Annotated in this window: 20 protein-coding genes; 11 read left to right on the forward strand and 9 right to left on the reverse strand. The window is 63.4% G+C overall.

The genetic code is table 11. The features are described from left to right. Positions 1 to 32: 32 nt before the first annotated feature. Together betB and betI are read right to left on the reverse strand one after the other, a co-directional pair. A complete protein-coding gene (gene betB, locus ABIE40_RS04520) occupies positions 33 to 1,496 on the reverse strand; it encodes a betaine-aldehyde dehydrogenase (protein WP_199626392.1) in 1,464 nt (487 codons plus the stop codon). Then, positions 1,493 to 2,245: a transcriptional regulator BetI gene (gene betI / locus ABIE40_RS04525; protein ID WP_199626393.1), complete on the reverse strand. Its 753-nt coding sequence runs from the start codon at positions 2,243 to 2,245 to the stop codon at positions 1,493 to 1,495. The genes betB and betI overlap by 4 nt, the downstream gene beginning before the upstream one ends. A 143-nt stretch (positions 2,246 to 2,388) precedes the next feature. Between betI and ABIE40_RS04530 the strand changes: the two genes are divergently transcribed. From ABIE40_RS04530 to ABIE40_RS04545, 4 genes are all read left to right on the forward strand, one after another. Beyond that, on the forward strand, positions 2,389 to 2,940 hold the full coding sequence (locus tag ABIE40_RS04530) for an HdeD family acid-resistance protein (protein ID WP_199626394.1): 552 nt from the start codon (positions 2,389 to 2,391) through the stop codon (positions 2,938 to 2,940). A 174-nt stretch (positions 2,941 to 3,114) separates the two neighbouring features. Then, positions 3,115 to 3,357, forward strand: coding sequence for a ribbon-helix-helix domain-containing protein (locus ABIE40_RS04535; protein WP_112719257.1), 243 nt, complete (start codon positions 3,115 to 3,117; stop codon positions 3,355 to 3,357). Between the two features lie 154 nt (positions 3,358 to 3,511). Then, on the forward strand, positions 3,512 to 5,317 hold the full coding sequence (locus ABIE40_RS04540; RefSeq protein WP_199626395.1) for a GGDEF domain-containing protein: 1,806 nt from the start codon (positions 3,512 to 3,514) through the stop codon (positions 5,315 to 5,317). A 77-nt stretch (positions 5,318 to 5,394) separates the two neighbouring features. Next, positions 5,395 to 6,393, forward strand: a complete 999-nt coding sequence (locus ABIE40_RS04545; RefSeq protein ID WP_199626396.1) for an NAD(P)H-quinone oxidoreductase — start codon at positions 5,395 to 5,397, stop codon at positions 6,391 to 6,393. A 64-nt stretch (positions 6,394 to 6,457) separates the two neighbouring features. On the opposite strand, the gene ABIE40_RS04550 is transcribed toward ABIE40_RS04545, so the two are convergent. Further along, the gene (locus ABIE40_RS04550; protein WP_199626397.1) at positions 6,458 to 7,879 is read right to left on the reverse strand and encodes an MFS transporter; all 1,422 of its coding nucleotides are present in this window, start codon (positions 7,877 to 7,879) and stop codon (positions 6,458 to 6,460) included. A gap of 105 nt (positions 7,880 to 7,984) precedes the next feature. Between ABIE40_RS04550 and ABIE40_RS04555 the strand changes: the two genes are divergently transcribed. After that, on the forward strand, positions 7,985 to 8,602 hold the full coding sequence (locus tag ABIE40_RS04555; protein WP_199626398.1) for a helix-turn-helix transcriptional regulator: 618 nt from the start codon (positions 7,985 to 7,987) through the stop codon (positions 8,600 to 8,602). Here ABIE40_RS04555 and ABIE40_RS04560 read toward each other — a convergent pair. After that, the gene (locus ABIE40_RS04560) at positions 8,599 to 9,969 is read right to left on the reverse strand and encodes an MFS transporter (protein ID WP_354540965.1); all 1,371 of its coding nucleotides are present in this window, start codon (positions 9,967 to 9,969) and stop codon (positions 8,599 to 8,601) included. The two genes, ABIE40_RS04555 and ABIE40_RS04560, sit on opposite strands and share 4 nt — an antisense overlap. Before the next feature lie 42 nt (positions 9,970 to 10,011). Between ABIE40_RS04560 and ABIE40_RS04565 the strand changes: the two genes are divergently transcribed. Further along, positions 10,012 to 11,181 carry an MFS transporter gene (locus ABIE40_RS04565; RefSeq protein ID WP_199626400.1) on the forward strand — a complete coding sequence of 390 codons (1,170 nt, stop codon included), beginning with the start codon at positions 10,012 to 10,014 and terminating at the stop codon, positions 11,179 to 11,181. Positions 11,182 to 11,224: 43 nt separating this feature from the next. Here ABIE40_RS04565 and ABIE40_RS04570 read toward each other — a convergent pair whose 3' ends face one another. Further along, positions 11,225 to 11,962 (reverse strand): DUF3750 domain-containing protein, encoded by a 738-nt coding sequence (locus ABIE40_RS04570; RefSeq protein WP_199626401.1) that lies wholly within the window; start codon positions 11,960 to 11,962, stop codon positions 11,225 to 11,227. A gap of 151 nt (positions 11,963 to 12,113) precedes the next feature. Between ABIE40_RS04570 and ABIE40_RS04575 the strand changes: the two genes are divergently transcribed. Together ABIE40_RS04575 and ABIE40_RS04580 are read left to right on the forward strand one after the other, a co-directional pair. Next, positions 12,114 to 13,118 (forward strand): asparaginase, encoded by a 1,005-nt coding sequence (locus tag ABIE40_RS04575; protein WP_199626402.1) that lies wholly within the window; start codon positions 12,114 to 12,116, stop codon positions 13,116 to 13,118. 149 nt (positions 13,119 to 13,267) lie between these two features. Then, positions 13,268 to 14,017: a hypothetical protein gene (locus ABIE40_RS04580; protein WP_199626403.1), complete on the forward strand. Its 750-nt coding sequence runs from the start codon at positions 13,268 to 13,270 to the stop codon at positions 14,015 to 14,017. Here ABIE40_RS04580 and ABIE40_RS04585 read toward each other — a convergent pair. Further along, positions 13,992 to 14,747, reverse strand: a complete 756-nt coding sequence (locus ABIE40_RS04585; protein ID WP_199626404.1) for a DeoR/GlpR family DNA-binding transcription regulator — start codon at positions 14,745 to 14,747, stop codon at positions 13,992 to 13,994. The genes ABIE40_RS04580 and ABIE40_RS04585 overlap by 26 nt on opposite strands. A gap of 120 nt (positions 14,748 to 14,867) precedes the next feature. Here ABIE40_RS04585 and ABIE40_RS04590 point away from each other — a divergent pair, with 120 nt between their 5' ends. Next, entirely contained in the window at positions 14,868 to 15,233 is a 366-nt protein-coding gene (locus ABIE40_RS04590; RefSeq protein ID WP_199626405.1) for a DUF4406 domain-containing protein, read from the forward strand. Between the two features lie 148 nt (positions 15,234 to 15,381). Further along, on the forward strand, positions 15,382 to 16,002 hold the full coding sequence (locus ABIE40_RS04595) for a glutathione S-transferase family protein (RefSeq protein ID WP_199626406.1): 621 nt from the start codon (positions 15,382 to 15,384) through the stop codon (positions 16,000 to 16,002). On the opposite strand, the gene ABIE40_RS04600 is transcribed toward ABIE40_RS04595, so the two are convergent. After that, a complete protein-coding gene (locus ABIE40_RS04600) occupies positions 15,999 to 16,352 on the reverse strand; it encodes an MmcQ/YjbR family DNA-binding protein (RefSeq protein WP_199626407.1) in 354 nt (117 codons plus the stop codon). The two genes, ABIE40_RS04595 and ABIE40_RS04600, sit on opposite strands and share 4 nt — an antisense overlap. A 244-nt stretch (positions 16,353 to 16,596) precedes the next feature. Next, positions 16,597 to 16,776: a hypothetical protein gene (locus ABIE40_RS04605; RefSeq protein ID WP_199626408.1), complete on the reverse strand. Its 180-nt coding sequence runs from the start codon at positions 16,774 to 16,776 to the stop codon at positions 16,597 to 16,599. Positions 16,777 to 16,932: 156 nt separating this feature from the next. Here ABIE40_RS04605 and ABIE40_RS04610 point away from each other — a divergent pair, with 156 nt between their 5' ends. Further along, a complete protein-coding gene (locus tag ABIE40_RS04610; protein ID WP_130278814.1) occupies positions 16,933 to 17,829 on the forward strand; it encodes a LysR substrate-binding domain-containing protein in 897 nt (298 codons plus the stop codon). Here the strand turns inward: ABIE40_RS04610 and ABIE40_RS04615 are convergent, their stop codons facing one another. Then, complete coding sequence (locus ABIE40_RS04615) at positions 17,830 to 18,489, reverse strand: glutathione S-transferase family protein (RefSeq protein WP_199626409.1); 660 nt, start codon at positions 18,487 to 18,489, stop codon at positions 17,830 to 17,832. It abuts the gene before it with no gap. Positions 18,490 to 18,530 lie beyond the last annotated feature (41 nt).

Genomic DNA, 18,530 nt, shown 5'->3' on the forward strand with positions numbered 1-18,530 from the left:
AAGCGGAAGAGGGGTTCTCTTATCTCAAAGTCTCAATAAGGCGCCTGCACCGGCCCCATGCCGACATAGACGGTCTTCAGTTCGGAATAGTGCTCCAGCGCCGCTGCCGAGTTCTCGCGGCCGAAGCCGGATTGCTTGGAGCCGCCGAAGGGGATTTCGACCGGGCAGAGATTGTAGGTGTTGATCCACAATGTGCCGGCTTCCAGCAGATCGACGACGCGGTGGGCGCGGGTCATGTCGGCGGTGAAGACGCCGCCCGAGAGGCCGAATTCGGTGGCATTGGCGCGGCCGATCACCTCGGCCTCGTCGTCGAAATCGAGCACGCACATGACCGGCCCGAAGATCTCCTCGCGGGCGATGGTCATCTCGTCGGTGACGTCGGCAAACACGGTCGGCTGCACGTAATAGCCTTCGCCCGCCACATTGTTGGGAATGCCGCCGCCGGTCAGCAGCGTCGCGCCCTCGGCCTTGCCCTTCTCGATGTATTCGAGAACCTTCTGGCGCTGCGCCCAGGAAACCATCGGGCCGATCTGCGTTGCCTCGTCCATCGGATCGCCGATCACCATCGCCTCGGTGCGGCTCTTCAGCCGCTTCAGGAATTCGCCCTTGATCTTCTTCTGCACGAAGACGCGCGTGCCGTTGGAGCAGACCTGTCCGGTCGAATAGAAATTGCCGAGCATCGCGCCGCCGATGGCGCTGTCGATATCGGCGTCGTCGAAGACGATCAGCGGCGACTTGCCGCCGAGCTCCATCGTCACATGCTTCAGATGGCTGGCAGCCGCAGCCGCAACGCGGCGGCCCGTCGGCACCGATCCCGTCAGTGAAACCTTGGCGACATCTGGATGGTTGACGAGCAGCGGCCCGGTCTCGCGGTCGCCCTGAATGACGTTGTAGAGCCCCTTCGGCAGGCCGGCCTCATGCAGGATCTCGGCGATCTTCAGGGCGCCGAGCGGCGTGTTTTCCGAAGGCTTGAAAACCATGGCATTGCCCGCGATGAGTGCTGGGGCGCCCTTCCAGCAGGCGATCTGCTGCGGATAGTTCCAGGCGCCGATGCCGACGCAGACGCCGAGCGGCACGCGCTTGGTATAGGCAAAGTCGCCGCCGAGCGGGATGTAGGAGCCGTTCAGCGCCGTCGCCGCGATGCCGCCGAAGAACTCGAAGCTGTCGGCGCCCGAGGTCGGGTCGGCGACGATGGTTTCCTGGATCGGCTTGCCGGTATCGAGCGTCTCGAGCTCGGAGAGTTCGCGGTTGCGCTCGCGCATGATCTCGGCCGCCCGCTTGAGGATGCGGCCGCGCGCCGTCGGGCTCATCGCCGCCCATTCCGGCTGGGCGCGCTTGGCCGCCGCAATCGCCTTCTCGACGATCGCAGGCGTTGCCGCATGCAGTCGGGCGATCACTTCGCCGGTTGCCGGATAGATGCTCTCGATCACGCTGCCCGCGTCATCCTCGACATACTCGCCGTCGATGAAATGCGATGCTTTCGGCTGGGCTTTCATGGTCGTTTGTCCTTGGGCTCGTGGTGTTCGTCCCTTCTCCCCTCGGGGAGAAGGTGGCCCATAGGGCCGGATGAGGGGGCTGCCTTCTCGGCCTTGCGGCCGTTCGCTCCTGCGTCGCTCACCCCCTCATCTGTCCTTCGGACATCTTCTCCCCGCTGGGGAGAAGGGGGAGCCGTAGCAAGCAGCGCGTTCACATAATCCTCCGTCAGCCCGATCGAAGCCTCGATACTGATCGGCGCCGATTTCAGACTTTGGCGGATATAGAGCCCGTCGATCATCGCCGCAGCGCCCTCGGCGATGCGTTCTGCGGCATCGGCGGGGCAAAGCGCTTTCAGGTTGGCGAGCAGGTTGGAGCGCAGGCGGCGTGCGTAGATGACGAGGAAGCGGCGGGTCTCTTCCGAGCTCTGCGCCTCAGCATAAAACGCCAGCCAGGCGGCGATCGTCTCGGGCGCGAACTGGTCGGCCTGGAAGCTGACGCGGATGACGGCCGAAAGCTTTTCGCGCGGCGTAGGCGCCGCCTTCAGCGCTGTCACCGCGTCGTCGCGCAACTGGCGTAGAAGCGAGCGTACAGTCTCGATCAGCAGCTGTTCCTTGCTGCCGAAATAGTGATGCGCGAGCGCGGGGGAGACACCGGCCTTGCGGGCAATTTCGGACATGGTGACGGTCAGCGAGCCGTGATCGCCGATCACCCGCAGCGCAGCATCCACAAGCGCCTTGCGGCGCACCGGCTCCATTCCGACCTTCGGCATGACGTCCAACTTTTCTCGAAGTTGCGGTCACTTTATTTTTGATTGACTGGACAATCAATAAAAATCTTGCGAAGGCTTGATGAAGGTCAAGTCTTTCCGGATGGGGATCGTGCAACATATCTCCCGCTCACAGGAGGTGTGTCATGGCAAGCGTCTTGGGAATGCCGTCTTCGTCCCTGCATTCGAAATGGATCTGGTTCGCCGGTCTCGGTGTGCTGCTGATGATCTGCGGCGTCATCGCCTTCGCAAACATCTTCGTCGCCACCGTCGCTTCGGTCTACTATGTCGGCATGCTGATGCTGGCGGGCGGCATCGTCTATCTCGCCCATGCCTTTCAGGTGCGGGGCTGGGATCACATTCTCTTCTGGGTGCTGAGCGGCCTTCTCTATGTCTTGGCCGGGCTCTTCGCCTTCATGAACCCGATCCTGGCTTCGGCGGCGCTGACGCTGTTTCTCGCCGTGGCGCTGGTTATCGCCGGCGTCTTCCGCGTCTGGGTCGGCCGGCGCATGAAGCCGGCCAAGGGTTGGGGATGGATCGTCGCGAGCGGCGTGGTCACCGCGCTCGCAGGTTTCGTCATTGCGCTCGGCTGGCCGGTCAACAGCCTCTGGATCCTCGGTCTCTTCCTCGCCGCCGACCTCCTGCTGCAGGGCTCCACCATGCTTGCCTTCGGCCTCGCGCTACGCCGCAGTTTATGACCGTAATCCACAGGCCCGATCACGGATTATTTCTTTTTTTGACAAGCATATGACGTGAGACTAAAATTCAGGAATACCAAGGCACCGGCGATGGACCGCCGGATAAGATGCCAAGAATGGTCATGCGTCCCCCGTTGGGCAGGTTCTGCCCGGCAAAGCGAAGGGAGGAATTTCATGCCGATGGTCACAGTCTCGATCTCACCGGTACAAGCAGCAGGCATTCGCGATGCCGTCGATAGCGGCGGTTATGCGTCGAGCAGCGAAGTGGTCCGCGAGGCGCTCCGCCTCTGGGATGCCGCCCGTAAGCTCGGCGAATACAAGGACGATATTCTCGATGGCGAAAGCCATGCCAGGAGCGGCCGCTGCGTGGCCGACATGTTCGCCGATCATGAAGCCGTGCGCCGCCGCTCGGCCTAGTCAAGCGCTTGATAAAATAAGAAAAATCTGAATTGCTTTGCGGGCGCCTCGGGCGCCTGCAGCTTTCACAAAAGTTTCACATTGGGGAAAGGGTTCGTTGACCCTTCTCCTCCATCTTCGCTGCGAAATAGAAGACTTCACAGTGGAGAATGGCATGTCTCTGACTGCCGCCGTCGCGCCCGGCGTCGTTCGTCGCTATGCCAGCGATCAGATCGTGACGCTTGCTAAGCTCGTCGTAGAAAACGCCTTCCAGCCGATCGTCGAAGCCGGAACCGGAACGGTATTCGGCTATGAATCGCTCATGCGCGGGCAGGAGCGCATCGGCTTCGATTCCCCGGTCGAAATCCTCGACGAGGCCTATCGCTCCAATCAGCTTCTTCCGCTCGAGCAGATGGTCGCCAGCCGCGCGCTGGCAAAGTTCGCGACGCTCGGCAATTACGCGACCTCGACGCTCTTCCTCAATCTCGACGTCCGCCTGATCCCGCATGGCGACCGGCTGATCGAAAACCTGCTGCAGCAGCTGAAGGCCGCAAACCTTCCGCCGTCCTCTGTCTGCTTCGAATTTTCCGAGCGCTTCGACAATACCAGCGTGCCGGAATTCGAGGCGCTGGTCTCCAAGCTGCGCCGCACCGGCTTCAAGCTGGCGATCGACGATTTCGGCGTCGGCCACGGCGAGATGAAGCTGCTTTGCGACTATGCGGTCGACTATCTGAAGATCGACCGGCACTTCGTCGCCGATATCGACACCAAGCCGCGCAAGCGCCATCTCCTGAAGAACATCGTCAACATCGCCCATGTTCTCGGCACCCGTGTCATCGCCGAGGGCATCGAGACCGAGGCCGAGTTCCTGGCCTGCCGCGAATATGGCGTCGATCTCGTCCAGGGCTGGTTCATCGCCCGCCCGACCACGCATATTTCGGAGCTCGTCCCGGCCTTTCCGCATCTGCAGGAACTCGGGCAGAACAAGCGCAACACCCAGTCGCTGGACGAGATCCTGATCCGCAAGCAGATCGAGCTGCTGCCGACGGTGTTCGAGAACGACAGCATCGATACGGTGTTCGAGCTCTTCCGCCGCAATCCGCGCCAAGGCTTCTTTCCGGTTCTGAATGCCAATGGCGAACCGCGCGGCATCATCCACGAACATCACCTGAAGCAATACATCTACCACCCCTTCGGCCGCGATCTGCTGAAGAACAAGATCTATGAGCGGCCGATCTCGGAATTCGTCGAGATCGCCCCGATCGTCAGTCTCGATAGCGATGCCGAGCGGTTGATGTCGATCTTCGCCAATATGGAAGGCAGCAACTGCCTGATCCTGACGGATAACATGCGCTATGCCGGCGTCGTCTCCGCCGCAGCGCTCATCAAGGTCATCAACGAAAAGCAGCTGAAGATCGCCCAGGACCAGAACCCGCTGACGGGCCTGCCGGGCAATCACGCGATCCGCGATTTCATGCGCCAGTCCGGCCGCGACGGCGATGGCGTTCGCCACTTCTGCTACTGCGACTTCGATAATTTCAAGCCGTTCAACGATGCCTACGGCTTCCATCTCGGCGACCACGCGATCTCGCTGTTTGCCGCGCTGATGCGCCGCTATTTCTTCGCCGAGCGCCATTTCCTCGGCCATGTCGGCGGCGACGATTTCTTCATCGGCGTTGTCCGCTGGACGCAGGCCGAACTCAGCGAGATCCTCGATCGCCTGATCAGCGATTTCCACGAGGATGTGCTGGCGCTCTATTCCGATCATGACCGCGCCAAGGGCAGCATCCGCGGCCACGACCGCTCGGGCGCCGAGGCGCTGTTCCCGCTGATGCGCTGCTCGATCGGCGTTCTCGAGCTGCCGGACGGCCTCGTCATCGACGATATCAACCGCGTCGGCACCGAGATCGCTCACGTCAAGGCGGCGGCCAAGGAAAGCCTCGACGGTCTCGTCTTCCATCTCTTGGGCGAGGCGAATTGACGCCTTTGCTACTTCTCGCCTTTTCAAGCATCGGGCACTGAATTATCTCCTGTGCTTTCGGAATGAGGAGACCGGATATGCCCCTGCCGTCGACCATGCGTTTCGTCGATCTGCCAAGCTTCGGCGCGCCCGATGCGATGAAGATCGCAAACGGACCGCTGCCGGTTCCGGGCGAAGGCCAGATTCTGGTGAAGACCGAAGCCGTCGGCGTCAACCGGCCCGATGTCGCGCAGCGTCAGGGCGCCTATCCGCCGCCGAAGGACGCCAGCCCCATTCTCGGCCTCGAACTCTCCGGCGAAGTCGTCGCGATCGGCCCCGGCGTTACCGGCTACGCGATCGGTGACAAGGTCTGCGGCCTCGCCAATGGCGGCGCCTATGCCGAATATTGCCTGCTGCCATCAGGTCAGGCGCTGCCCTTCCCGAAGGGCTACGATGCCGTCAAGGCTGCAGCACTGCCGGAAACCTTCTTCACTGTCTGGGCCAATCTCTTCCAGATGGCCGGATTGACCGAAGGCGAAAGCGTACTGATCCACGGCGGCTCCAGCGGCATCGGCACGACGGCGATCCAGCTCGCCAAGGCTTTTGGCGCTACCGTTTACGCGACCGCCGGTTCGGCCGACAAATGCGACGCCTGCGTCAAGCTCGGCGCGGCGAAAGCGATCAATTACAAGAACGAGGATTTCGCCGAGGTCATCAAGGCGGAAACCGCGGGGCAGGGCGTCGACGTCGTGCTCGACATGATCGGTGCCGCCTATTTCGAGAAGAACATCGCCTCGCTCGCCAAGGATGGCTGCCTGTCGATCATCGCCTTCCTCGGCGGCTCGATGGCCGAAAAGGTCAATCTGACGCCGATCATGGTCAAGCGGCTGACGGTGACCGGCTCGACCATGCGCCCGCGCACCGCAGAAGAAAAGCGCGCCATCCGCGACGATCTCCTCTCGCAGGTCTGGCCGCTGCTCGAGGCCGGCACCGTCTCCCCCGTCATCGACAAAGTCTATGCCTTCGAAGACGTCGTCGAAGCGCACCGCCGCATGGAAACCAGCGCCCATATCGGCAAGATCATGCTGAAGCTCTGAGCTTCACCCGCCGCCGTCATGCTCGGGCCTGTCCCGAGCATCTGCAACGGTCGACGGTGGGACTTCAAACCCTCTTGTCCCTCAATGACAGCGCCGCAACCACCGTGACGATCCCTGGCAGGGCCATGGCCGCATAGAGCCAGTGCGCCGCCGAGATGTTTCCCTCGACCCCGCCCGGATGCACCAGTCCGGTGCTGTTGGCGATGACGCCGGCGATCGCCGCGCCGAAGGCGCTGCCGAGCGACTGCACGGTGGAGATCGCCGCCGAGGCCTTGTCCTGTTCGGAATTCTGCACCAGCTGCAGTACCTTGGTGACGAGATGCGCCCATCCGAGCCCGACGCCGAAGCCCATCATCAGCATGGCGAAGGCTGCCGGTGCGAGGATCAGGATGTCGGCCGCATGGTTTTCCCGCGCCAGAAGCAGTGCGAGTGCCGCCGTCGACAGAGCCTCGATCACGCATCCGGCGACGATCGCCTTGACGGCTGCGGGTCCGCGCAGATTGCCGCTGAAAAAGGCGGCAAATGTCCAGCCGAGCGCCACCAGCGCCGTCAGGTAGCCGGAGATCAGCGGTGTGACGCCATGCAGGACCTGCAGGAAATAGGGGATGTAGATATCGCTGGTCAGCACCACGAGCAGCGTGAACATGGTGAGATAGACGCGGGCGACCGGCTTGACGAGCGTCACCGCTCCCGTCGGCAGCAGCCGCGTCTTGCCCCGCCGCTCGATCACCAGCATCAGCGCGATCGCAATCACCGACAGCGCCACGAGCAGCGCCTTGCCGCCCGCATGCTCCAGAGTTCCGGCAATGCTGACGAGAAGCACGGCGCCGATCAGCAGCATGATCTGCAGGAAGGGGATTTTGCTTTCCGCACGATCATCCCGGGCCTTCGGTAGCAGCCAGGGCGCAAGCACGGCCATCAGCACGCCGAGCGGCACGATAATGATGAAGGCATGCCGCCAGTTGCTGCCATCGGCAAACAACCCGCCGGCGCTCGGGCCAAGCAGCGTCGCAATCCCCCAGATCGCCGCATAGAGCGTCGAGGCTTTCGGCCAGAGATGTTCGGGAAAGGCAAAGCGCACGAAGGCATAGGCAAGCGCCGCCAGAATGCCGGCGCCGAAACCCTGCACGGCGCGTCCCGCAAGCACCACTTCCATGGCGGGCGCCGCCGCGCAGATCAGGCTGCCGCCGCCGAATAGCACGGCGCCGAACACATAGGCGATCCTGAGACCCATGCCGCGCGGCCGCATGGCGACCGAGATCGATCCGAGAACCGCAGCCGCCACATAGAGCGTCGTCACCCAGGAGAGCAGCGGCAATCCGCCGATATCGCGCACGATAGACGGCGCGATCGTCGCCATGATGTAGCTCTCGACGGCATAGAGCGTTACACCGCCGCCGAGCATCAGGGTCGCCGGAAGCAAGCCTGGAGTGAAGAGCTGGAAGACGGAGGATTTCGGGGCGGCGCCCTGGTCGATGCTGGTCATGCCTGTATGCCTTGATGTTTTCCCTGACGGATATTATTTTCCAATTTATGAGTTGGAAAATTGCATGCTTGTGTTATTAAAACAAGTGTGAACTTGGAAAAATAAATGCGCCAATCGCCTGCCAACCGTATCCTGCTTCTGCTGAAGACCGAAGGCCCGCAACTAGGCGCCGATGTCGGCGGCCATCTCGGCATCTCCGCCGAGGCTGCCCGCCAGCAGCTGACGAAGCTCGCCGAAGAGGGCCTTGCCGAACCGGTGACGGAGCAGGGTGCCGGCCGCGGTCGCCCGAAGCAGCTCTGGCACCTGACCCCGGCAGGTCATCAGACTTTCCCCGACGGCCATGCCGAACTCACCGCCGGCCTGCTCTCGATCATCAACGCCGAGCTCGGCCCTGCCGCTCTCGACGCCGTCATCTCCGCCCGCGAAACGGAAACCTTTGCCCGCTACCGGCAGGACGTCTCGGCTCCGGCACTGTCCGAGCGCGTCAGCCAGCTCGCCGCCATCAGAAGCCGCGAGGGCTATATGGCCGACTGCTGGCAGGAGGAGGACGGCTCCTTCATGCTCGTCGAAAACCACTGCCCGATCTGCGCCGCCGCCAGCGTCTGCGCCGGCTTTTGCCGCTCGGAGATCGAGACCTTCCGCAGCGTGCTTGGCGCTGATGTCGAGCGCTCCGAACACATCCTGCTCGGCGCCCGCCGCTGCGCCTACCGGATCAGCGCCTAAGCCGCGCTCAGCTGCCGCTTGCTGCTTTCGAGGAACAGCAGGAAGCCGATTGCGCCCAGACCGGCGAAGGCGGCGATCTGCGCCGTTCCCGAATAATCCGTCAGCGTCGTGCCGATCGCAAAGATCGTTGCCGCCACGCCGTTGCTGATGAAGACGCTGACCGAGATCAGCGAACTTCCGAGCCCCGGCCGGTCGGCGATCAGGTCCTGCAGATAGGTGATGGGAACGCTGAGGATCGCCGCCGCCCCGCAGGCATTGATCCCCACCAGCGCATAGATGTGCCAGGGCGCCGAGGCAAAGCCCGCAAGCGTCAGGTAGAGGCAGTAGATCAGGCTGCCCGCGGCGAGGATATGCACATTGCGGAAACGCTTCTGCAGCGTCCCCCACATCATCATGAACGGCATTTCCAGAAAGGCCGTCAGCCCCGCCATGAAGCCGACATCGACGACGGTACCTCCCGCCGGATGGGTGATGATCAGCGGCGACAGCATGGTGTTCAGCCGCTGCAATCCGAGCAGCAGCGACATGGCGATGATCCGCTTCAGGATATAGGGCTGCAGGATGCGCTTCAGCGACGGCAGGAAACCGGGCGCATCCGAAAGCGGCCCGGAAGATTTCGGCGTCTTCCCGGCAAAGAAGAAATAAAGAAGGAAGCAGGTGAGGCTCGCCGCCCCGGCAATCCCATAGGCCGGCGTCATCGACTGCGCGGTCGCCAGATAAAGCCCGATCACCCCCGGCGCCAGCGCCCAGGATCCCGAATAGAGCGCCCGCACCGTCGACGAGATCGACCCCGCCAAACCCCGGTCCATCCGGTTGGTGGTGGCGCGGATGCTGGCAAAAAGGATCGAATAGGTCGAGTTGCTCATCGGGATCAGCAGCAGCACGCAGACAACGAAGACCGGCGCCGTGTGAAAGATGAAGACCGAGCCGAAGCCGATCATGCCGCAGACCGAAAGCATCAGCACCAGCGGCCGCCGGTCTCCCAGCCGGTCCGACCATATCCCCAGCGTCAGGCTGGTCGCCACATTCGCAAGCGCCGAGAAGAACACCAGCGCCGAATAGGCACCGTCGCTCATGCCGAGCTCGTTAATGCCGATGATCGACTGATAGGGCAGCGTCGAGGCATAGGTGAAGGCGAGCGCAACCAGCGTGATCGCCGGAATGCGGATTTTCGGTTCGCGGATGATGACGGAGAAGGCAGATGGCATGGATGTGGTTCCCGATGCGCTAGCTGTAGTCCCGCGAGGCGCGATCGGAAAACGATAGTTTGTGATGGGGATGTCAATTCGTGTGATGCAGTGCGACGGCGCGTGATTGCATCCGGTCATTCGAAAAAGATCAAATAATTGAATGACAGCGATCTGCATGGTGCGATTGGCCGGGCCGCAACGCTCTGATAGGACGCGTGCATGTCCAGCATATCGAAAACCCCCGCGCTCTTTGCCCTGATCGCCAGCGGTACCGTCCTCGGTATTGCCGGTACGGACCTGGTTCTGCCTGCTGTGCCCAGCCTGCCGGTGGCGCTCGGCGGGACGGTCGAGCTCGCTCAGCTTGTGCTTGCGGCCTATGCTTTCGGTACCTTGATCGGCCTTCTGACCTTCGGCGAGCTCGGCGCGAGGCATGATCCGCGTCTTCTGCTGATGATATCGCTCGCGCTGTTCGGCCTGGCCTCCCTTGCTGCCGCCGCCGCACCTGATATCGAGTGGCTGATCCTGTTGCGCTTCGCGCAAGGCGCTTTCGGGTCAGGACCTGCCGTCTTTGCGCCGGGCTTCATCCAGGGGCTCTATTCGAAGGACAAGGCGCCCGCCGCCATGGGCAGGCTCGGTTCGGTGGAATCTCTGGCTCCCGCCCTGGCGCCGATTGCCGGCGCCTATCTTCTGCAGCTCGGCGGTTGGAAACTGTCCTTCCTGCTGTTGGCGTTGCTCTCGGTGCTTGTCGGCGCCGCCACCTTCGCGCTGCGGGCCGGGCTGCCGCGCCAGGAAAAGCTGCCGCATGAGCACAGCAGCTATCTGGCGATCCTCCGGAATTTCGAATTCCTCTGCTACGCGTCCAGTCAGGCGCTTTCGCTCGGCGCCCTGCTGGTTTTCGTCTTCGGCGCGCCGGCTGTCCTGACCGGGCCGCTCGGCAAGGGGATCGAGCATTTCGTGGCGCTGCAGGTCTGCGGCATCGCGGCCTTCATCGTCGCCGCCAATTCATCGGCGTGGCTTGCCGTAAGGTTCGGTACCGGCAGGGTCATTCGCACCGGCACGGCGATCATGCCGGTCGCCTTTCTGGCCATTCTTGCATATGCGCTTGCCGGCGGCACCAGCCTCTATGTGATCATCCCGCTCAGCATCGTCATGAACCTCGGCTTCGGCATCCGCGGGCCGATAGGATTTCATCGGGCCATCACCACTGCGCGTGGCGATCACTCGCGGGGAGCAGCGATCGTCGTGGCGGCGATCCTGGGGATCGCGGCGCTCGGGACGACGGCGGTCGCACCCCATATTTCGATAGGCCTGTGGCCGCTCGCGCTGGCTGGAGCCGTGCTCTCGGCATTGGCTCTCGCGGCCCTGGCGCCGCTCCGGGCCGCAGCCTAGACAATCGCCTCGTGCAGAACCCAGCCGTGACGCTGCGCCGAGATCAAATCCCCACCCGCCCGAATGCCGGGATCTTCACGCCCGGATTGGCGATGTCGATGCCGGCGACCAGCCCCATGAAATGCACCTCGAAGCCGCTGCGGGCACCGGCGGCAAAGCCGATCAGGCCGTAGAGCGTCGCATGCATGTCGCGTCCATCGGGGTCGATCTCGAAGAAACTGCCATCGGTCAGAAAATCGCGCCCGACGGCGTCGGGCGGCAGGACGGTGCCGAGTTCGGGCACGGTGCGCAGCACATGGGCGACGAAGCTGTTGGAGTTCGGTCCCGGATAGATGCGGTAGTCACCCGTCGCCGCATAGGGATAGGACTGGATCGCCGCCTCGACCTTGGGGATCAGCGCCTGCGCCTCGGGCCCCTTCAGCGCCCGCACGATATGCGGCGTGTTCGAATACCAGTAGGCATCCGGCTGATAGTTGTTGCGGCGGATCGGCGAGCCCCAGCCGACCTTGTCATAGCGGTTATAGGCAGTGTCTCCCGCACCCTTGGTGACGATCCAGGAATGGCTGGCAACGGCACCCTTCATCCCGCCCGTCGAGGCGGAGAGAATATAGATCGCCGCCTCGCTGTCGGCATCCGGCTTCGGCAAAACACCCGCCGATGTCCACTTCGCCTCACGCCAGCTCTGCGGCCGCTCCTTCAGCGCCCACCACCCGGCAGCCGCGATCGCCGGCAGCAGATAGATGACCGCGATTACCAGAAACAGCCTCTTGAAAAACCGCATGAACGACAAAGCCCCTCAACCAGCGCCGATAGGATGATATTCCCGACCATGATGGCGCAATTGCGCCGGAGGCGGGGCCGAAAGTCGTTGCTTTCTCGGTGAGTGGCGCTATGCCTTTGATCATATCATCCAACCTTCCGGATTTTCCCCCATGTCCAATCCCGTTACCGTCGAAGTCACCCGTGGTTCGCTCGTCGAAAGCCGTCATCGCGGCATGGTGGTTGCTGTCGATGGGGACGGCAAGGTGGTGTTCTCGCTGGGCGATGCCGATGCGGCGGTGTTTCCGCGCTCGGCCTGCAAGGCGATGCAGGCGCTGCCGCTGGTCGAAAGCGGCGCGGCGGATGCCTATGGCTTCGGCAACAGCGAATTGTCGCTCGCCTGCTCCTCGCATTACGGCGAGGATGCGCATGTCGCGCTCGCCGCCTCGATGCTGGCGCGCGCCGGGCGTGACGAGAGCGCGCTCGAATGCGGCACTCACTGGTCGGGAAACCAGGCAGTGCTGATCCATCAGGCCCGCACCATCGACAAGCCGAACGCGCTTCACAACAATTGCTCCGGCAAGCATTCCGGCTTCGTCTGCACCTGCGTCCATCAGGGCATCGATACCAAGGGCTATGTCGGCTACGACCATCCGCTGCAGCGGGAAATCCGCGGCACGATGGAAAGCCTGACGGGCGCCGTGCTCGGCCATGACAATTGCGGGGTCGACGGCTGCGCCATCCCGACCTATGCCGTACCGCTGAAGCGCCTCGCGCATGGCTTTGCCAGGATGACGACCGGCAACGGCCTCGAGCCGCTACGCGCCCGCGCCTCGAAGCGGTTGATGGAAGCCTGCATGGCAGAGCCCTTCTATGTCTCCGGCACCGGCGGCACCTGCACGGCGCTGATGCAGATCGCCCCCGGCAAGATCTTTGCCAAGACCGGTGCCGAAGGCGTGTTCTGCGCCACGCTTCCGGAGCAGGGGATTGCTGTCGCGCTGAAATGCGAAGACGGCACGACGCGCGCCGCTGAAGCCATGGTTGCCGCCACGCTCGCCCGCTTTTTCGAAAAGGGCGGCGAAACGCACGCGGCATTGATGGCGCTCGCCACCCGTCCGATCCACAATCGCAATGGCGCAGTGGTGGGCGAGGTGCGCGCCACGGCTGCGTTTTCCTAACGACCCGTGCCGTTGCGGCACATAAGCTTTACAAAAATCAGCAAACACTAATATGGATTAAACCAATTCCGGCGGCTGCGCGTGCGGCCGCCGGAATTTGTCCTACAATGGCGCGAGGTTCCACTCCTTCTATGCCATGAGGGCAGGATATGTTTGCAGGCCGCTATCTCTGGTGGATGCTGATCGCAGTCGCGGTCTTCCTGTTCTTTTCGATGTGTTTCGATTACGTCACCTGGGCGATCGTCGCCATGTCCGGCTGCGCCGAAGTGGCCGGGTCCTGCGGGCCGATCGTGCTCGCCATGTCGGGCGCGATGAAGCCGGCCGGCATGGGGCTCGCGAGCCTGATCATGGTGGTCTGCACCGTGGCACGGCTGCGCTATCTCAAGGCCGGATGGGCCTGGGCCGCCGTGGCGCTGCTCTGGTTCTATGCCTCGGCGGGTTTCCCGGGCATTCTCGCGGCCGGCTGGACAGGCATGTTGCGGCCGGAAATGGTCGCTGAAAGCCTGCCTGCGGCGTTCCTGTTCATCAATGTCCTCTGTGCCTATCTGGCAATCCCGTTCGAGGAAGGGCGCACCGTGCCTTTCGGCGAATGGCTCTGGCTCAAGGGGCTGCTCTGGTTCTGCGCCGCCTATGGCGCGCTGACGGCGCTGGCGCAAACGCCGGGCTTCGCCGCCGCGCCCGCCCGCCTGATCGGCATGCCCTGGATTGCATCCTCGATCGCCGGCCTTCAGGCGCCGCTGGAAAATGCCCTCGATCTCGGAACCGGCAGCATGGTGCCCGCCTATACGGTGCTCGGCCTCTTCGCTGCCAGCCTGGCCGCAACGCTGCTGCCGCAGGACCTGGCGCTGCTGCGCGAGCGGCTGATCGAACCCTTCATGCCACGAGGATCGCGCCGTTGAGCACCCGGTAGGGAGAAAGCCGCGCCTCCCCAATCCCCTCAGGCACGATCAGCCCGGAAACCTCACCGATACCGAGAACCGGGCAGGGCGAGGCGAGATCGAGCTTCTCCTCCGTCAGCAGCACATAGGTCTCCACCGAACAGCGGGCGATATGCCGCTTGATCGCCGCCTCCTCGAAATCCCCCGTCGACAACCCGTGAACCGGGTGCGCGGCGGTAACGCCGAGGAAGAAGATGTCGGGCCTCAGCTGCGAGATCGCGCTCATCGCCGCCGCACCCGTCGCCACCATCGAATGCTTGTAGAGCCGCCCGCCTGTCAGGATCACCTCGGCGGTCGGATGATGCTCCAGTTCGGCCGCGATCGTCGGGCTGTGGGTGGCGACGGTGAAGGCGATGTCGCGCGGCAGCCGCCGGGCAATCTCCGCCGTCGTCGTACCGCCGTCGAGAAAGATCAGCTGCCCCGCCTTCACCATCCCGGCCGCCAGCGCGCCCAGCCGCTGCTTGGCATCTGATGCGACGGTGCGCCGCGCGGAAAAATCCGGCAGATCCGGCGAGACCGGAAGCGCCCCGCCATGCACGCGCTTCAGCAAGCCCTCGGCCGCCATCTCCCGGAGGTCGCGGCGGATCGTATCCTCCGACAGCGAGAAGTCTTCGGCAACGCGCTTGGCCACCACCTGGCCATCGCGGCGCAGGATGTCGAGGATCAGGGATTTGCGTTGTGTGGTCAGCATGGTCCTGCACGGAAATTTACGATACATCACGATATTGCCTGAAATGACTCGACAAGCAAGCAATTTCGCGCATTATCGTGAGATCCCGTGCATGAGGCCGGGAGTTGAGGAGTTTTGATCATGTTGATTTTGATTGCCGGTCCCTACCGGTCTGGCACGGGCGACGACCCGGCGAAGATGGCTGCCAACCTGAAGCGGCTGGAAGAGCCGTCCTACACGCTGTTCCGGGCAGGCCATGTGCCGATGATCGGCGAATGGGTGGCGCTGCCGGTCTGGAATGCCGCGGGCGGTGAGACGATCGGCGACGCCCTGCACGAGGAAATCTTCTACCCCGTCGCCCACCGCCTGCTGGAACTCTGCGAGGGCGTGCTGCGCCTGCCGGGTGACTCCAAGGGCGCCGACAACGACGTCCGCATCGCCCGTGAACGCGGCATCCCGGTCTGGCACCGGCTTGAGGATGTGCCGGGGTGTGCGGTGGCGGCGTAAGGGCTCGGCAGCTCCCTCATCTCTGTGCCCTTAGGGCTATGCCCACGGGATGTTACAAAGATGAGGGAGGGTCGGGGCTGCGTCCGATTTCCTCATGGCAGCCGCTCCGCCGCCACGCTATACATCTCCCCAAAACAGGGAGACGATCATGCTGACATTGTATTTCGCCCAGGGAACATGCGCGCTCGCGAGCCTGATCGCGCTGGAGGAAGCGGGTCTCGCCTATGAGCCGAAGAAGCTCAGCATCAAGGACAACGAGCAGCGTGCGGCCGACTATTTGGCGATCAATCCGAAGGGCCGCGTCCCCGCGCTGGTCACCGATCGCGGCGTGCTGACGGAAACGATCGCCATCCTCGCCTATATCGCCCAGACCGTGCCGCAGGCAAAGCTCGCGCGGCTCGACGATCCCTTCGAATTCGCCCGCCTGCAGGCCTTCAACAGCTACCTCTCCTCCACCGTCCATGTGAACCACGCCCATAGCCGCCGCGGCGCCCGCTGGGCCAATGATCCCGCCGCGATCGCCGACATGAGCGCCAAGGTGCCGCAGACCATGGGCGAGAGTTTTGAGATGATCGAGAACAAGATGTTCGCCGGCCCCTGGGCCATGGGCGAGCAGTATACCGTCGCCGATGGCTACCTCTTCACCATGACCAAGTGGCTCCCCGGCGATGGCGTCGATATGGCGCGCTTTCCGAAGGTTTCCGCCCACTATGCCCGCATGCTGGAGCGCCCGGCCGTCAAGGCGGCGCTGGCGAAAGACCAGGCCTAGGCCCGGTAGGTCGCTGCCAGCTTCTTCGGAGCCCGGAACAGCCAGGCATTGACGAGCCGCCCGCGCAGCTCGTCATCGCCGATCGCCGCCGCCCTGACCGGCAGCGACGGCCAGCCCTTGTAGTGATCCGTCTGGAAATAGATCTCCGGCGCCATTTCGATCAGCTGCTCCTTGTCCGGAATGGCGATCGATAGCACCAGCGTCTCGTTGTTTTTCACCGAAACAAACGCCTTGCCGCCAACCTTCAGCGCCGGATTGCCGTAGGTCGTGCTCTGCTCGACGCCGGGCAGCCCGGCTTCCTCGGCAAGCCGGATCAGGCGGGTGAAGATGCTGTCCATTGTTTCGGGCATTGGGTTCTCCACGATGCGCCCTCCAGCAGCGCCATGTCCATGGCACGGAAGACCATATCACGGCTCATGGGCCTGTGGAGAAAGTAAACGTCGCGCCCGCGGCCCCCTCATCCGCCTGCCGGCACCTTCTCCCCGCTGGGGAGAAGGGAACGCGGCGGATGCCTTTCGCGCCAACGTTCCCCTCTCCCCAGCGGGGAGAGGGTAGGGTGAGGGGGCTCCGGGCGATGTGCGGAATGATCTCAACTCACGCGCACCGCGCCAGCCGCACCACCTCGAACCGCGTCGGCTTCGGCTTCGGAAAACCCAGCGGCAAATCGGCGATCTCCCGTTGCGACATCGCCGCGATCTCGCAATGCGCCAGCGGATCATCAGGCACAACCGGAATCGAGACCAGTTCATTCCAGAAAAACTTCAGAAGCGACATGGTAATCCTCGCTTTCCTCGCAAAACGGAACGGCAGCGCGGCAACGTTCAAAGCCTCGCATAAAGTTGGTTCCGATCTTTCTTAATGCCTGAAATATCGCGCTCCCCACACTCGTTTTCAATTGAGATTACGCGGCAGCCACTATAGAAAACCTATATGCGAAACCTGAACTCCGTCCATCTGAACGGCCTGCGGGCGCTGGAAGCGGTTGGCCGCCTCGGCTCGCTGCAGCTGGCGGCCGATGAGCTCGGCGTATCCGTCGGCGCCGTCAGCCAGCAGGTCATCAAGGCCGAGGCGCAGCTGGAGCGGGTGATCTTCGAGCGTACGCCGAAGGGCATGGTGGTCACTGAAGCCGGCGCGGCGGTTCTGGCGGCGCTGAGCGAAGGCATGGCCCGTCTCTCCGAAGCCGTGTCGATGGCGCAGAAGAAGGACGAGACGACGCTGACGATTTCGGTGGCGCCGGTCTTTGCGGCGCGCTGGCTGGTCTACCGGCTCGATCGCTTTGCCGAGCATTTCCCCGATATCAATCTGCGCATCGATGCGACGACAAGGCTCGTCAATCCGGCGGCCTCCGATGTCGATCTCGGCATCCGCGTCGGCAGCGGCCAGTGGCCGGGCGTCAGGGCGGAGCTGCTGTTGCAGCAGGAGGTCTTTCCGGTCTGCGCGCCGCGCGTCGCCGAAGGGCTCCGGGAGCCGCGCGATATCCTGAAACTCCCCGCCATCATCGACGGCAAGGCAATGTTTTCATGGGAAGTCTGGATGCGCGAGGCCGGCCTTTCCGGCTCGACGCTGACGACGCGGCATGTGTTCAACGACGCCTCGCTCTGCCTCGATGCGGCGATCGCCGGGCAGGGGGTGATGCTCGCCTGGCAGACGCTGGCGGGCTATTCGCTGCAGGCTGGCCAGCTCGTGGCGCCCTTCGGCATCCGCGCCAGAACCGGCTTCGGCCATTATTTCATCACTGCGGAAGGCACGCGCGAGCCGAAGAAGGTCCGCGCGTTCAAGGAGTGGATCCGTTTCGAGATGAAGGAAACGGAAGCGCTGTTTGCCTGATCAGCTGGGCTCGGCGGCGCGGCCGGCCTGCATCTTCAGGTAAGCCGGGCGCGACTGGCAGCGCTTGATCCAGGCGTCGATATGCGGCCGTGCCGTAAACAGCGCTTCTTCCGTCTGCGCGTAACGCAGCACTTCCGCGATGTTGAGGTCGGCGGCGGTGAAGCGGTCGGTGGCAACCCATTCATTCCTGGACAGATGCTGCTCCAGCACGTCGAGCGGCCGCTTCAGCTGGCGGGTGGCAACAGCGATCACCGACTTGCCGCCTTCGGTATTCTCAAGCGCGTTGTCATAGGTCTTGACGATCTGGATCGTCTGCACCTCGACTTCCGATGTTGCCCAGATCGACCACATGCTGATCAGCGCCTCTTCCTGCAGCGTCCTCGGCGCCAGCATCCCGCCATGCTTCTTGGCGAGATACTGGGTGATCGCCAGCGACTCGTGCATGACGAACCCGTCGTCGTCGATGCTCGGGATCATCGCCATCGGATTGACGTCGAGGAACTCGGGCGAGCGCGTATGGAGCGGCGCGCCGGCGGCAGCCGGATCGGCGATCCGGAAGACCTGCAGAACCGGGACATACTCGAACGGAATGCCGAGCTCCTCGGCCATCCAGTAGACGCGCGAGGCGCGGGAGCGGTAAACGCCGTAGATCTTCAGCATGTCGGTATCCCCTCTGGTTTCGCGCGGACCCTATAAACGCC

The sequence above is a fragment of the Rhizobium sp. OAE497 genome, from assembly GCF_040546565.1.
Classification (GTDB): domain Bacteria; phylum Pseudomonadota; class Alphaproteobacteria; order Rhizobiales; family Rhizobiaceae; genus Rhizobium.